The sequence below is a fragment of the Mucilaginibacter sp. HD30 genome (assembly GCF_054061755.1).
Window position 1 is genome coordinate 602,865 of record NZ_JBSSEO010000001.1, and the last position, 14,119, is coordinate 616,983.

The following is a 14,119-nucleotide window of genomic DNA, read 5'->3' on the forward strand; positions in this document are numbered from 1 at the left end:
TTAAACCAATCAATAAAAAAGCAATATGGCAGGCGCTCCGGATACTCAATCTAAAAGGTGGCTAATAATTTTTTTAATTTACGCAGATTTTACGACACCTGATAATGTAAAAAAAATCGAAAAGATGAAGGTTGGCTTGAATAGCCTTTTTGGCGAAATTATCACTACGCCGATAGATAGTAAGCAGTCCCGAATGTTCGTTGCGCTCAATAGTGTCAGATATTTCCCGGAGACAACGAATAATCATATCAATGATTTAACATGGCTGCTTTCCATAGAAAATTCCGGGAGTCAGAACAAGATCTGTGATTGGACGCCCATCGATAATAGCACTTATCTTGGTGGTTCCGCACAGGGCAATCACCCACTTCAGCAAAGTGAACGGATTTTACGTATCCTGAAAAAAACAAACGTAGCCGAAGATGAGGAGGTTATGCTGATGACCTGGGATCACGGTTCATCTTTCGGCATTTTCAGGCAGCAGGAGCAGACGTTGAAAATTACCGACGCTAGGGACCAATTCTATGCTAATTTGCCTCAATTCCCTTTTTTAAAATACTTTTTAGACGAAGTGCAACTACATGATTGGGCGGAAAAGCGCGCGTCCGACCATGCGTTTATCAGTCTTTATATTGACGGCGATCTTGCTGGAGCTCCAAAAAGTGCAGAGAATACGGCTATGCTGGATTTTCACCTGAAAAACAAGACCCCATTCTATTATAACAAACAAACAGGCAAACTTTCATTCCAAAGGCAGAAGAATACCGAATACCCGGAAGGTACCATGGACGGTATTGACGCCACGCCTCTGGTACCAGAGATATTGAAGAACCAGGAACTGGATGCTGCCTTGAAGGCTTGGATACCCAACAAAAGAGTTGGTGTGTTACTGATGTACAATTGCTGGATGATGAATTTGCATACGATGTACGCTTTTAAAGATTCTGTGCATTGCCTGGTGGCACCGCAGGGCGATATCGATCTCCCAGGTTTCAGTGTTAAAGACATCCTCACCTACATCAATCCCCAGGATAAACCAGGCAAGTACAGTGTGGATGCTGTTTCCTTAGCCAAAGTTTGCGCAGAAACGATAGATAGTGCCTATTCGAATGCCAAAGCAGTGATTCTTGATCCTGCTGAACCGGATGTGATCAACTTATTCAAAATATTTGCGGTAGACTTGACCAGGCGGATCGGTAAAAAACCGATATTGGAAATCCAGCTAAATCGCTGGGATAAACTCGTTCAGCAACTGATCAACGAGATTTTGAATCCAACAATGCCAAGCAACGAACTCAAATATTTTCTTAAATATATCAGGTCCGTCTGTTTCGATTTCAGTCATGGTGTTACCAAATCGGTCGATCTTGTAAATTGGGTACGTGGAATCCGTTCCGCTGATGCTTGGTTCAGCGGAACAAAACGTATGCTCGTGAACCCGATCATCACACCAATACAAGATCTGCTAAAGGTCACAAAGGTCAACAAAAACCCACTGATCATCGCTCGGTCTTCCGGTAGCCGGATCTATCTTTCCGGCAACGATTCGGGAGACCAAGCAACAATCCCGTACGAGCCAACTGGTTACAGCATTTTTTTTCCCCTGCAGGACTGTAGTGATGATGCTAAACTGAAGGACAATGTGACAAGCGATCCTCTATTGAATCACTACAAAAACTGGCAGAAATTATTAACGCTTCTTGATCCCGCTATCGTCAACGTATTTTTGCGCTAACATGGCGCTGTTACCTTCGCGCCCTTTCGTGCCGTCTGTTACTACGTCGATGTCGGATTTATCAGATGCCATCATAACCTGATCGTTATTATCGGTCCGGAGCGTAATATTCGCCAATTTATTAACCTTTTTAAATTTAATGGGATTAGCTGTAATAAAAACTCCAGCATTTTCATACTTGATATTCGCCGGGCCTACCTGTAAATTATCCTTAGGCTTATTCAATTTGTAAGTGACGATAATATCCATTGAAGAGCCATCAGGACCGATGTTGACAACAATGCCTTTTGTCTTGTTGATAGAAAAGCTGGCGCCCTCCTGTACAGCGTACTCGCCGTCTTCTAATTTTAATTTTGCCATGATTGATTTATGGTTAAGTTGATATTTAAGTTAAGTTCTTTCATTTCTACAGGGTAACCAGGTTCCTTTTAATGGCATCCAGCGCCATGCCTGTCCGGCTTTTGACGTTCAGTTTCTGAAATAGCGAATCGCGGTATCCGTCGATCGTTTTTTCTGACAGATACATTTTCGCGGCGATTTCTTTGTAAGTGTAGTCGCTGCAGGCCAGTTTCAGAAAATCCTTTTCCCGCTCGCTAAGTTTGATCTCTTCCACGTCCCCCCGCAATAATCTCCGGCGATTACGGGCAAGCATATCTCCATTATAGTAGCCATACGCTTTCACTTCCGTTATCGCTTCCTTTAGTTCCCTTGGGTGCACATCCTTCAGCAAATAGGCCGAACAACCCGCTCTCAACATCCCTAACATCGAATGATCATCCTCTCTCATGGATAAGGCTATCGTCGCGATAGCCGGGTATTTTGCGGTGATCTCTTTGACAGTCGTCGGGCCATCCATTACCGGCATTTGTACATCAATCAGAATAATATCCGGCAATACTTGCAGTGTTGCCAAATTCATAAGCAGTTCCTGTCCATTCAGAGCCTCGGTCACCACTTCACATTCGGGAAACGAACTGATCAAGTTTGACAAGGAGCGCAGAAACAGTTGCTGGTCATCGGCGATACCCATAGATATTTTCATGTAAGGACGATTTTGGACAGGTTCAGGTTTGATGCTTTGGGGGCACGCTACCTTTTTATATACTGTTCTAATATCTAATTTATTATTCAATATTACAAGCACCTATGGTCATATTTTCATAAGCCGCTTTTCCCGATCCGCATCCCAAAGGACATCATTCGTTACAACTTGTCATACAGGAAAATCCCTGTTTTTATTTCAGGAGTTTTCCTGAGGCAAGCCGCGTAGCACCTCGGTAATTTTGACCTGTCTGATCAAGTTCAGCGACCCAAAACGATGATGCATTCACCAACCGTTAAACCTGTCCGGCTGAGCCATTTATGGCAGGCTGTTCTTTTGATTTTCCCGCTCGCACTCTTAGGCGGTGCTTATGCATGGATATCCCCTGGTGAGGTTCTTTACAGGGGTATTGTTCAACTCGCTTTTTGTTTATGGTTCTCGATATTATTGTTTATCGGCATAGCGGCAGGGCTCAGAGCGACCTTTTATAAAAAAGGTACGCTTAATTTTCTAATCGGCGACGGCGGCTCCTATAGCCTATCTCGTCTGCAGGCAGCTATCTGGGCAGTGGTAATCATGGCTTCGCAGTTTTGTCAAATATTCAGCTTGCTATTTAATAAAAATGGCAACCTGTTCCGGTATTATGAACCTACTTTCTCCGACTCGGCTATGTGGCTGCTTGGTTTGAGTTTGACCAGTTATGTCGCCGTAAAAAGCGTAACGGTCAATAATATGCAGCAAAGTCAAAATCCGGTGAACGCTTTTAAAACGAAGGCGCAGTGGAGTGATATCATCTCAGGCCCCAATGGACTGGATTTAAGCAAATGCCAGATGCTTGTCTGGACATTGCTGGCTATATGCGTTTTTGAGAGTAAGGTTTACGATTTCGACTTCGCAGTAATGCACGCAAAACCTGAAGACTATGTTAAGATCGCCTTACGGATGTATGATGAAAACAAAGTTCGTGAGGGTGATTTTGGTAATGTACCGTATGTGCCTTTCCTGCCCTGGTCCTTTGTAGTACTGATGGGTTTAAGTCAAGGCGTTTATGTGGGTAAAAAGCTGGTACCTCAATTCAAACTTGATGAGTTGAAAGCAGCGCGGCAATCTCAGCTGGAGGACACTACCGCGCAACTCACACTGCAAAAACAGTACCTGGGTAGCATACTGGACAACCCAAACTTCGACGAAGACTCACAGGTTGACAGGTTCAGTGCGGCTGCGCTGAACAAGCAGATCACCGATCTGCAGCAACAGATAGCCGATATTAACGGTGATCTCAATACCATTAATAGTTACACTAAAGCATACTGACTCTTATGAAAAAGATAAACGTTACAGTTGGATTGAGCGATTTCTACGCTATATCCCGGAATGGCCTGCCGCCATTGCCCTTTGTGTACAAGAACATTAAGGACCTGCAGAGTTTGCTGGAAGTCAGAAACTGGAAAAATACCTTCTCATTAGTGGATACTGCTGCCACCGTACAGCTGATTTCAGCTAAGCTTACAGAAGTTATAAATGGTTGTAAGGACAAGGATGAATGGGTGCTTTTTTATTATACAGGGCACGCTACCAAGTATTTCCTTTCGGTAGATCCGGTGAAAGCCAAAACCATGTGTGTGACTTATAACGCGCAATTAAAACCTACTTATACGCCAGACATTCATGAATTCTATTCAGAGGATAACTTCCGTCAAATCATAACCAGCTTTGGCAATCAGGTGCCTAACGGGCATCTGATACTCATTCTGGATTGCTGCTACGCCTACGGACTGATCGGAACCTTTGCGGCTCAGCACCCATTCCTTACCGTGATTGCAGCATCTACTACGGAGATCCAGGCAGGTTTTGATACTAACAGCTTTTTCTTTAAAGCATTCTCTCAACTCGCCGGTACCCCGTTCGATCAATTGCAAGCCCAACTGGACAAGATCTATTTACAGCAAAACTACAAGGGCAAATGCCGGGTTAGCCCGGCCCCAAGCTTTAAATCTTTAACCCTATAACCCAATAACTCATGAAAACAAAACTTTTACTCACTCCGCTGCTTTTCGTTTCGATGGCAGCCAGCTTGATGGCGCAATCAGGCGTCAATCAAACTTACGAAGCGAAGCGTCTTTCTTGCACTTTAGCAAATAGCGCGGCTGTTAAACTTGTAAATTCGCTTTCAGCGGATAATCTGGTTACTTACCAGGCTTTAACGGCTTTTTTAGCCGCCGGGGACAACTCCCTTTCTACCACGGGCAATGCCGCCGACCTGGCCGCATTAAAAGCAGAGATATCCAGCGCTTTCACGGATAAAAGGGCCGGAGTAATTTTTGTTTATCGCAGAATGGTTGCGACTACAAATGCTGCCGGCATAACTACTTTTGCTCCCGACCCCGATCAAACCAACACGATTACCAATTCGATTGTCTTTCATAACGTAACCGCAAACAGCATTTCCAATTATCTTTATGAAACCAAAAAACTTTATGTAGTCCTAGTAGATATGCCCGACAGTTTCTATGCTGCCGGCAGTGCGGCAGATAATGAAAAGAAACTATCCGGAACCAGTGTTAAGATCAATTATAAAAAAAGCTATTTCAGCCAAAGCTTTTCCGATCTGTTGACCGCAGTAAGAGCGATGGGTGTGATGGGAGCGGCCAATGAGATCAATTTAGGTATTACCCTGGTGAAAGTAGACCCTAACAAGGTGCGTACACCCTGCGACCTTGTGTTAAGTAATCCGTCGTTCAAAAATGACCTCACTTTCAATATACATGAAAGCAACGTGGCCAGTTTCCAGATCGGGGTAGCCAATAGCCAGCTTAATGTGAAAAATATCAGCATTTCAGATAATAATCTAGTAGTAAAACCCAGCAGTGATCAGGCCACTTCCTGGAAAAGTGATGCTTATGCGTTATTAGAGATCCATCTGCCACGCGATGTCGATAATTTTCGCCCCCTTTGGTCATCAGTCGCGCACAAAGATGGTGAAAGAGAATCCCGCAATGTTTGGCACTGGCTGGGAGATAATTTATTTGAGCGGACCGGGCTATATGGCGGGATCAAGATCGCGAAAGATCCTTTATCGAACATCTATGCCGGCTTTAATTATGCCGTCACTAAGGATTTCGCTTTTAACTTCGGCTGGGTTTGGGTGAACGACTATGCGACACAAGTGACTGACGTTGGCAGTATCGGCTCTGTAAACGATGCGCTTAAATATGCCAAGCGATCCTATTCCGGTGGTAAATTTTCGGTAGGCATCAGTTTTTCCCCATCGTCATTTATCACTTCCCTGGGCCTGAACAAAAGTGCCTCGCCAGCCATAGCAACAAAATAATTAACAACTTAAATAATAAGCGATGAAAACTTTATTGACCTTGGCTTGCTTAGCCATGAATACCCTAGCCGCAAATGCTCAAAATAATGAACTCATTGTGGGTGTTTCGGAGATATGTTACACCCAATTCTGTAGCAAAACTGACCACTGTTTGCTGGCAAAGAAATGCAACTCATGCTTTAGTGGCGTAAACAAAGATTATTATTCGCCGATTCCATTTATCCTGCTGCCGCTTAAGCTATAACATCTTTATTTTTTTAGAAGCTTAGCACTTGGGTAAGTTACCGGGTATGTCCCTTGGTTGATGGGCGCTTATCGCTTAAATAGGCGTTCTAGGGCGACTTCACGTACATACTGAGGCTCCCCCGGTCAACTTGCTTCCTTAGTGAGTTTGATGCGGAATACCCTAGTCACTTTGAACCCGGAATAGGTGGTCACTTTAAATCGGAATCAGGCGGTCAGTTTGAGCGAAATCTGCAGGATAGGCCCAAATGATGCAAAAAACATCGTGATAAGTTGGTTAAGAAAATGCAATGAAGAAAAAGATCAATTGATTTTATAGCCAACATTACACCGGTGGTGCGACGGAACTATCGTATAGGCGTACCTATCCACGGATTTTATCAGGAGATATTGAACAGCGATAATTTAAAGTACGGTGGAAGTGATGTGTTAAACGGATCTGATAATGACGCTCACCCGATACCAATGCATGGCAGAACACATTCGTTAGCGCTAACTCTTCCGCCACTGGCGCTTTTAGTTTTGAAATATCTAGAAGCAAAGCGACTGATGATGCTTATCGCTTAGGCGCGATATAAACATCAAGAAAACGAATTTCTTATAGTAATAGCTTCCAGATAGGGTGTTAGTCTAACACTGTCAGCAAATGAGTGAACGCCGATTATTTGATCAGTCCATACACAGTAGCATACTTCTACATAGAAATTTTCAATAGCATAAAGTAACGTATAATGGTCATCAAACTTCATGTGGCCTAAGAAATCGGTTCCGTAAACCATTTTTGCACGATCGCGAACTTTCATTGAATTGAACTCGTTTATATCCATAATAGAAACAAATTAATTAACTACAATACCCAATGACATTACGTTATTTACCTTTACCCTGTACCATTACTTTTACGGTTCTAAGAATTAGTTTCACATCGGAGTTTAAACTAATGTCTTGCAAATACAGTAAATCATAATGCATTCGTTCACACATTTGATCAATGTTTTCCGCATATCCATAATGCACCTGCCCAATAGATGTTATTCCGGGCTTAATAGCAAGCAGCTGTTCATATTGTGGCTTCCTTTCCGTAATTTTTTCAACATAATGTAAGCGCTCTGGGCGCGGACCAACAATAGACATGTCACCTTTTAGAACATTCCAAAACTGAGGTAACTCATCTAGACGCGTTTTACGCATAATTCTTCCCCATCTAGTTATTCTGGGATCATTATCTGTGGCTAATTGAGGACCATGTCTTTCAGCATCAACGTACATGCTTCTAAACTTTATAATTTTGAATGGTCTGCCATTTAGTCCAACTCTTTCTTGCTTATAATATACCGGGCCTTCAGACGAGAATTTTGTAATAAGGTAAATGATTACATAAATAGGCGAAAAGGCGATCATTAAAACCGATGAGAATAAAATATCAAAAGAACGTTTTGCTATCTTAACACTTTTTCTTACGTTGAATTCATGCTTTACTTGAAGCACAGGCAGATTGTCGTAGTTAACAATGCGGGCATAATTGTTAGTCAATATAAGATCAGAGACCTGTTTTATCCTGATGGCATAACGAGCTCCGAAGGATATTAAGAAACTTAAAAAGTGTTCGTCAATTTGCTGATAACAAACAAATATTTCGTCAGGATTCTTCTGAAGCAGGCGCTCTTCTATTTCAGAATCGCTATAATTGTTTATATCTTCTCCGAAAGCGTTGTCTATCATGTCATAGCCATATTCGGGGTGATTGTTAAAGTGTTCTGAAAGCCGGTTAGAGATGCTCTCGTCGCCTATAATTAAAATGTTGCGGCAATTATAGCCGAGTCGTCTGATGTAATTTAAACCCGCTGACAAAGCATTTCGGTGAAAAAAAACAAGTAATATGAAAATACAGTATGTAATCGTTATCTGGCGTGAATCGACGGCGTGATACTGGTCACTTACATAGATATAACTTGCAAAGCCCGCGACATGAAGGAGCAGCGCCTGAAAAAATTTATTAAAGCTGTCCTTTAAAAACAGTGGCCTTGAGAATTTATAGATCCTGAAAATAGGTGCAAGTAAGACCCATAGTAAATTAGCAATGATCAGGAAGTTTGAAGGAACCTGCTCTATATAGCGAATAGAATCACAAAGGGGATACAGAGCAATATTCAATAATAGGAGGTCGCAAATGAAAGCAAACGCCGGTAAGTATTTTGAGTAACGATATGCCATTTGTGTTTATTAAAGTATTCTTACAAGCAAAATATTTTCTTATAAAAATCATTTAACAAAACTCACTCCAGTTATAGTTTAAAGATAATAATTCGTGTCTTAGGACAATTATTCAAACAAAACGCTGTTATTTAAGTCGATTTGAATCTTTTGATTATAATTTATTCTTAAAATAATAAGAAATACAATTAATAGTTAAGTTGGTGTTCTAAATAAAATACAAGTTACCCTACAAAATTTCTTTTTTTAGTACAGATATGCACTGGTGTCTTGTTAGTGTCTCTTTGTTGTTTTCTTTAAAGCAAATACAGGTCTGTTTTAAAGAATTTAATTCAATTAAAAGTTGAATTCGTTATTAGCAAATGGTAATTACACTCAAATTATTCCTTAAAGAAATAGTAGGACGATTTATTTTTTATACATTTGAACGTAACCTATTATAGTCATAGGTTCAAATATCAGCCGATACATTATGCTTGAATTAGGAAAGAAGATCAGATTATTGCGTCAAAAACGTAATTGGTCGCAAAGTGATGTTGCGCAACGCTTGGGTATATCTGTCGCGGCGTTTTCTAAAATAGAAACCGACGTTACGGATGTTAGTATTTCTCGTCTTGAACAAATAGCAAATGTATTTGATCAGACTATAGCACAGCTTATACTGCAAACTAATGAGCTTAGTGACCAGGAAGCGAGTGAGTTAGACGAAGCCAGACATACGATAAAAGTTAGCCAGGCCAAAATTGTAAACTTACAAGAACACGTTATTACTCTTTACCAGGAACTGCACCAATATCAAAAAAGTTCAATTTCTTCCAGTTAACATTTCTTGGCCACAAGCCGTATTCTAACGTAAGGAACGTATTTAAGCAAAACTGGTAGATAAAATGATTATTTCATTCTTTCTACCAGTTTCGACCTTATAAAGCTATACAATTCTTTAATAAATCTGGCTGCGCTAAAACGTTCCGCGTTTTGCCTGATAATAAACGGGTCAAAAGATGTATCCTCAAAAACCTTAATTGCCGCATGGATGGATTCAACCGTTTGCTCAGGATAAAACACGCCGGTTATCCCATCAACTACGCTCTCTAACACACCACCTCTGCCATAGGCAATTACGGGCGTGCCACAAGCCTGCGCTTCTACAGGTACAATCCCAAAGTCTTCTTCGGCTGCAAAAATCATTGCCCGGGCATTTGACATATACCTTTTTAAAACATCAAATGGTTGATAACCTAATAACAATATATTGTTCCGAGCAAGCTTAACAACCTTATCAAAATCCGGCCCATCGCCAATAACTATTAGCTTTTTATCTGGTAATTGACTAAATGCTTTTACAATAAGATCAATTCTCTTATACGGCACAAACCTTGAGCATGTAAAATAATAATCTTCCTTTTGTGTAACCACGTCAAAATCTCCTATTGCAACATTCGGGTAAATGGTAATGCTATCGCGGTTGTATATTTTTTTTATCCGCTTGCCAATAAAATTAGAATTGGATATGAAATAGTCAACTCTCCCACTGCTTATTACGTCCCATAAGCGTATTTTATGCAAAATATACTTAGCTATAAATCCTTTTAGCCCCTTAGTTAAGCCAGCCTCCCTCATATACTGGTGATGTAGATCCCAGGCATAACGTATAGGCGAATGGCAATAACAAATATGCGTTTGGTTGGCATTGGTCAATACCCCTTTAGCAACTGCATGTGATGACGAGATAATCAGGTCATACCCTGATAAATCAAATTGTTCTATGGCTAAAGGGAAGAGGGCGAGGTAGGCTTTATATTTTGTTTTAGCAAACGGTAGGCCCTGTATAAAAGAGGTATGGGTCTTGTTAGGGTTAATGCCAAGTTCAGTAAGAGTTTCCCGCTTAGCAACCAAGGTATAAATATCGGCGTTGGGAAAAAGACACGCAATTTCTTTAACAACCTTTTCAGACCCACCAATCACCGTTAACCATTCCTGAATAATGGCAACTTTTCCAAAAGGCTTTACATCGTAAACCGGCGCATTAGCGCCGGCATAAGCGTCAGGTTGTGATTCCAAATTTTCTTCGGTGAAATTATTAGGTAGACCAAACATCATGAAATTTTACTTTAAAACGTGCTATTGTTAAAATTGTTTATGATTAGTCTCGTTAAATATAATTAATTATCGTTAAACAAGAATTATACGCTGCAAAATGATAGGCATGTCATTACGAATTTGGTTACAACAAGTCTTTGAGTAATTGAAGGTGTTTTTGAGCAGATACTTCCCAAGCGAATTTTTTAACGCGCAATGCCCCCTTGCTAACTAAATCTCTTCTAAGCCGGCCGTTTCGCAAAACTTTCATGATCTTAAACGCCAGATCTTCTTTATCAAAAGGCTCAAAAAAAATAGCAGCGTCACCACACACCTCTGGCAGGCTGGCGGCGTTGGAGGAAATTACCGGACAATTATTTAACATAGCCTCCAACGGCGGTAATCCGAAACCTTCATAGAAAGATGGAAATACTAAAAGGGATGCCGCTGAATACAATGTATCCATATCGTTGTCCTCCACATATCCTGTAAAGATCACATTGTGCTTTAGCTCGCTGTTTGTATCAATAAAATCAAATAAACTGTTGTCCCCTGTTATAAAACCGTCCTTTTTGCCGGCAATTACAATTTTATATTCATCCTTTATGCTGTTAACCAGCAATAAGTAAGCATCTAAAAAAATCTTTAGGTTCTTATGTGGCTTAACGTTGCCAACATATAAAAGATATTTATCAGGTAAGCCATACTTTTTGCGAACATGATTAAGCGGCCGGAGCGTTGTTAATTGTTTAACGCCATTATGGATAACAGATATTTTTTCTGGAGAGCAACCTGTGTATTTAATGATCTCAGTTTTAGAAAAGTCTGATACAGTAATTATCCTATCACTCAATTTGACAGATCTGTTAATAGCCAAGTTTGCATAGAGTTTTTGCGTGTAAGATAATTGACTATAATAGGCCAAGTGGTAAACATCATGTATAGTGACCACCCTTTTTTTAGCGCGCACTGGCAAAATAGGGCTGTTGTAATGTGGCGAAAAGAGTATATCAACGGGTGGTAAAGTGATGTATTTTATTTGCTCTTTGATAGAATAGATCGGCGCTTCAAAATTTAGGATCTCAAAATTATTGTTGATACCTGTTAGTACATCAGGATCATTTGTTAAAAGAGTAGTTTTAAATTGTTGGCAAATGGCGGGCAAAAGCGCTCTTATATATGTGCCAATGCCAGACGAGTTAATCATCCTGATATCAAACAGCATGCCTCTTGTAGGTTATAAAAAATAATCGAAGAATATATAAGAGTATAAACACAACTATATTTACGTAGATACTGAAAAATCCGGCTGTTATAGGCAAGGCGGAAATTATCATGCATGCTACACCTGCAATTGTTGCTTCTATATAGTTTCCGGTAAAAGCTGCCTCTTTAATCTTAAAGTCAATGTATCGCCATGTATACCCTAACAATATTCCCAAAATAACCACTCCTATAATACCAAAGTTTAAGAAAGATTCTCCAAACATGCCTGGCCTTATCCCTGGGTGCTCTTTTGGACTATAACCGGCCATTATAGCCGTTACTTTACCTATAGACCATTCGCTTCTGAAAGCTGAAACGCTACTGGGGATAAATGAAATGAAAGCGGCCAAATATGTTTTTCCGTAAAAATATTGCCCGTTCCATACAGAAAGCACCCAGGAAAAGTCACGCAGATCAGAAAATGTGTTACCGTAAAATATTTGCACAAAAAAAGCGCTCATCATTACTTCCATAGAAAATTCGCCGGCACGTAAAAAACTCAATACCAGTATTAAACAAAGCATGCCTGCCAGGAAGAAACTAACCTTTAGCATATTTACCTTGCCCTTCATTTTAAAATAGACTAATGAGGTAAAATAGCCTAGCAAAGGGCCTATAATGCCTCCTCTGGATCCGATAAATAAAGTTGCAGCTATAAACAAAGCGAACAATAATTTATCTATTACCTTATTAAACTGAAATATGCGGGCTATTAAAAAGCCGCTAACAATACCACTTAAGGAATTGACAAAGTTAAAAAGGAACAAAAATTGATTGTTATGTGCGTAATATCCACGCGGGTCATTCAATTTGCCACCACGATAGGCGAAAAGTAAAGCTGCAAACAGCGCGAGGAAATAGAAGAATGTTACAAACCTGCTTGTCTTGCGGTTAATGGATATATCTTTGTACAAACTCCCCAGGGTTATCTTTACAGGTCTAATTAAAAAGCCGTATATAAGAGTATTGTTATTATAGTATTTGAAAACAGTCCCGCCCACGAAAATGGAAAAATAACCTACCAGGGATATGCAATAGGCCAACGTGATGGATTGCTGGGCGAATTGAAGGTTACGATTTCCTATTACTAATGCGTTCAAATTGGCAGAGGCAAATGGATACATTAATAAAAAAGTTACGAAGTAACTTAGAAAAAGCGTAACATGCCAAAAATCAATTGTCCACCCCGTTTTAAGAGAAGACAAATACCACGAGACAAAAAAATGCACAATCAGGATACTATTGATTAAAAGCAACCAGTTATTTATGCGCAGCATACCGTTAAGGTAATCGTGGTATTCCATTTCAATTAGTGATAAGCATTTTTACCAACTCATTAATTTGATCATTGTTTACAAATGTTATTACTCTCAGATCGCCGGCTTGTTTAAGTTTAATCGTTTCAAGCATAGCATATTCAAACGCTGTTGGATCAGTTAAAGTGATATATTTTGCTTGGTTATAACTGGCTTCTCGAAGCTCCGGAATATCGGTAGTTACCACCGGTATTCCACATAAAATAGCTTCTCTGACAGGGATTCCGAAACCTTCATAGGAGGACGGAAAGACAAATAGATCGGCTCCATTGTATAAGTAAGGCATCATATCATCAGGAATATAGCCCAGATGCTTTACGTCGTCACCATAAACTTGTAACAACTGATCGATCTGATCAGACTTCCATCCCTTAGATCCTATCAAAAGTAATTTATAGTCACTCAAATGTCCTTGGTCTTTTAACGACATAAATGCTTTTATGGTTTTGTCAAGATTTTTACGAGGCTCTTGGGTTGCTACAGATAATATGTAAGGAAAGTTAATCGATAAATCAGCCAGCTTCATTTTAACTTCATTCTTAGGTAATATTATATACCAGGGATCAATAATAGGATGGATAACTAAATCCGCTTCAATATTGATGTATCGTTTAAGCTTGTCTGCAGTTCCATAGGAGTTACAGATAATGGTGTCTGCTTTACGCAAATCTCTTTTTAAAAATAATTCATCAGTAATAAGTCTTAATCGCGGCATTGTTTCCCGTGCAATAACTGAGTTTAGGTCATGTACTACTGATACTATTCGCGTTTGTTGTAAAAACAATGGAACAAAGGCATCACCAGCAAAGAATATATCAGGCTTGTCCTTATTAATAAGATAGAAAGAAAACAGTTTTGACCACACCATTGGCTTTATTTTCGCCATTATACTG

Annotated in this window: 15 protein-coding genes; 7 read left to right on the plus strand and 8 right to left on the minus strand. The window is 40.1% G+C overall.

The genetic code is table 11. From position 1 onward, the window contains the following. The first annotated feature begins 25 nt into the window (after positions 1–25). Positions 26–1,735 carry a hypothetical protein gene (locus ACVW2L_RS02890; protein WP_457126450.1) on the plus strand — a complete coding sequence of 570 codons (1,710 nt, stop codon included), beginning with the start codon at positions 26–28 and terminating at the stop codon, positions 1,733–1,735. Here ACVW2L_RS02890 and ACVW2L_RS02895 read toward each other — a convergent pair. Together ACVW2L_RS02895 and ACVW2L_RS02900 are read right to left on the minus strand one after the other, a co-directional pair. Next, complete coding sequence (locus tag ACVW2L_RS02895; RefSeq protein WP_457126451.1) at positions 1,691–2,095, minus strand: hypothetical protein; 405 nt, start codon at positions 2,093–2,095, stop codon at positions 1,691–1,693. The genes ACVW2L_RS02890 and ACVW2L_RS02895 overlap by 45 nt on opposite strands. Before the next feature lie 46 nt (positions 2,096–2,141). Continuing rightward, complete coding sequence (locus ACVW2L_RS02900) at positions 2,142–2,879, minus strand: response regulator (protein WP_457126452.1); 738 nt, start codon at positions 2,877–2,879, stop codon at positions 2,142–2,144. Between the two features lie 174 nt (positions 2,880–3,053). Between ACVW2L_RS02900 and ACVW2L_RS02905 the strand changes: the two genes are divergently transcribed. The 5 genes from ACVW2L_RS02905 (at position 3,054) to ACVW2L_RS02925 (ending at position 6,918) form a co-directional block, all read left to right on the plus strand. Then, a complete protein-coding gene (locus tag ACVW2L_RS02905) occupies positions 3,054–4,091 on the plus strand; it encodes a hypothetical protein (protein ID WP_457126453.1) in 1,038 nt (345 codons plus the stop codon). Between the two features lie 5 nt (positions 4,092–4,096). Continuing rightward, a complete protein-coding gene (locus tag ACVW2L_RS02910; protein ID WP_457126454.1) occupies positions 4,097–4,786 on the plus strand; it encodes a hypothetical protein in 690 nt (229 codons plus the stop codon). 11 nt (positions 4,787–4,797) lie between these two features. Continuing rightward, positions 4,798–6,108, plus strand: a complete 1,311-nt coding sequence (locus ACVW2L_RS02915; protein ID WP_457126455.1) for a hypothetical protein — start codon at positions 4,798–4,800, stop codon at positions 6,106–6,108. A 22-nt stretch (positions 6,109–6,130) separates the two neighbouring features. Then, a complete protein-coding gene (locus ACVW2L_RS02920) occupies positions 6,131–6,352 on the plus strand; it encodes a hypothetical protein (RefSeq protein WP_457126456.1) in 222 nt (73 codons plus the stop codon). A gap of 332 nt (positions 6,353–6,684) precedes the next feature. Continuing rightward, on the plus strand, positions 6,685–6,918 hold the full coding sequence (locus tag ACVW2L_RS02925) for an alpha amylase C-terminal domain-containing protein (RefSeq protein WP_457126457.1): 234 nt from the start codon (positions 6,685–6,687) through the stop codon (positions 6,916–6,918). A 14-nt stretch (positions 6,919–6,932) separates the two neighbouring features. On the opposite strand, the gene ACVW2L_RS02930 is transcribed toward ACVW2L_RS02925, so the two are convergent. Next, entirely contained in the window at positions 6,933–7,154 is a 222-nt protein-coding gene (locus ACVW2L_RS02930; protein WP_457126458.1) for a hypothetical protein, read from the minus strand. A 67-nt stretch (positions 7,155–7,221) separates the two neighbouring features. Further along, positions 7,222–8,565, minus strand: a complete 1,344-nt coding sequence (locus tag ACVW2L_RS02935; protein WP_457126459.1) for a sugar transferase — start codon at positions 8,563–8,565, stop codon at positions 7,222–7,224. Between the two features lie 472 nt (positions 8,566–9,037). Here ACVW2L_RS02935 and ACVW2L_RS02940 point away from each other — a divergent pair, with 472 nt between their 5' ends. Then, the gene (locus tag ACVW2L_RS02940) at positions 9,038–9,388 is read left to right on the plus strand and encodes a helix-turn-helix domain-containing protein (RefSeq protein ID WP_457126460.1); all 351 of its coding nucleotides are present in this window, start codon (positions 9,038–9,040) and stop codon (positions 9,386–9,388) included. Positions 9,389–9,456: 68 nt separating this feature from the next. Here ACVW2L_RS02940 and ACVW2L_RS02945 read toward each other — a convergent pair whose 3' ends face one another. From ACVW2L_RS02945 to ACVW2L_RS02960, 4 genes are all read right to left on the minus strand, one after another. Then, complete coding sequence (locus ACVW2L_RS02945) at positions 9,457–10,665, minus strand: glycosyltransferase family 4 protein (protein ID WP_457126461.1); 1,209 nt, start codon at positions 10,663–10,665, stop codon at positions 9,457–9,459. Positions 10,666–10,789: 124 nt separating this feature from the next. Then, complete coding sequence (locus tag ACVW2L_RS02950) at positions 10,790–11,869, minus strand: glycosyltransferase family 4 protein (protein ID WP_457126462.1); 1,080 nt, start codon at positions 11,867–11,869, stop codon at positions 10,790–10,792. Next, positions 11,859–13,214: an O-antigen polymerase gene (locus ACVW2L_RS02955; RefSeq protein ID WP_457126463.1), complete on the minus strand. Its 1,356-nt coding sequence runs from the start codon at positions 13,212–13,214 to the stop codon at positions 11,859–11,861. Before ACVW2L_RS02955 ends, ACVW2L_RS02950 begins: the two co-directional genes overlap by 11 nt. Before the next feature lies 1 nt (position 13,215). Then, positions 13,216–14,112, minus strand: coding sequence for a glycosyltransferase family 4 protein (locus ACVW2L_RS02960; RefSeq protein WP_457126464.1), 897 nt, complete (start codon positions 14,110–14,112; stop codon positions 13,216–13,218). Positions 14,113–14,119 lie beyond the last annotated feature (7 nt).

What these genes read in the sequence shown, in the direction of transcription:
- ACVW2L_RS02890 (WP_457126450.1), top strand. Translation starts at nt 26, where the DNA reads ATGGCAGGCGCTCCGGATACTCAATCTAAAAGGTGGCTAATAATTTTT.
- ACVW2L_RS02895 (WP_457126451.1), bottom strand. Translation starts at nt 2,095, where the DNA reads ATGGCAAAATTAAAATTAGAAGACGGCGAGTACGCTGTACAGGAGGGC.
- ACVW2L_RS02905 (WP_457126453.1), top strand. Translation starts at nt 3,054, where the DNA reads ATGATGCATTCACCAACCGTTAAACCTGTCCGGCTGAGCCATTTATGG.
- ACVW2L_RS02910 (WP_457126454.1), top strand. Translation starts at nt 4,097, where the DNA reads ATGAAAAAGATAAACGTTACAGTTGGATTGAGCGATTTCTACGCTATA.
- ACVW2L_RS02915 (WP_457126455.1), top strand. Translation starts at nt 4,798, where the DNA reads ATGAAAACAAAACTTTTACTCACTCCGCTGCTTTTCGTTTCGATGGCA.
- ACVW2L_RS02920 (WP_457126456.1), top strand. Translation starts at nt 6,131, where the DNA reads ATGAAAACTTTATTGACCTTGGCTTGCTTAGCCATGAATACCCTAGCC.
- ACVW2L_RS02930 (WP_457126458.1), bottom strand. Translation starts at nt 7,154, where the DNA reads ATGAAAGTTCGCGATCGTGCAAAAATGGTTTACGGAACCGATTTCTTA.
- ACVW2L_RS02935 (WP_457126459.1), bottom strand. Translation starts at nt 8,565, where the DNA reads ATGGCATATCGTTACTCAAAATACTTACCGGCGTTTGCTTTCATTTGC.
- ACVW2L_RS02940 (WP_457126460.1), top strand. Translation starts at nt 9,038, where the DNA reads ATGCTTGAATTAGGAAAGAAGATCAGATTATTGCGTCAAAAACGTAAT.
- ACVW2L_RS02945 (WP_457126461.1), bottom strand. Translation starts at nt 10,665, where the DNA reads ATGATGTTTGGTCTACCTAATAATTTCACCGAAGAAAATTTGGAATCA.
- ACVW2L_RS02950 (WP_457126462.1), bottom strand. Translation starts at nt 11,869, where the DNA reads ATGCTGTTTGATATCAGGATGATTAACTCGTCTGGCATTGGCACATAT.
- ACVW2L_RS02955 (WP_457126463.1), bottom strand. Translation starts at nt 13,214, where the DNA reads ATGGAATACCACGATTACCTTAACGGTATGCTGCGCATAAATAACTGG.
- ACVW2L_RS02960 (WP_457126464.1), bottom strand. Translation starts at nt 14,112, where the DNA reads ATGGCGAAAATAAAGCCAATGGTGTGGTCAAAACTGTTTTCTTTCTAT.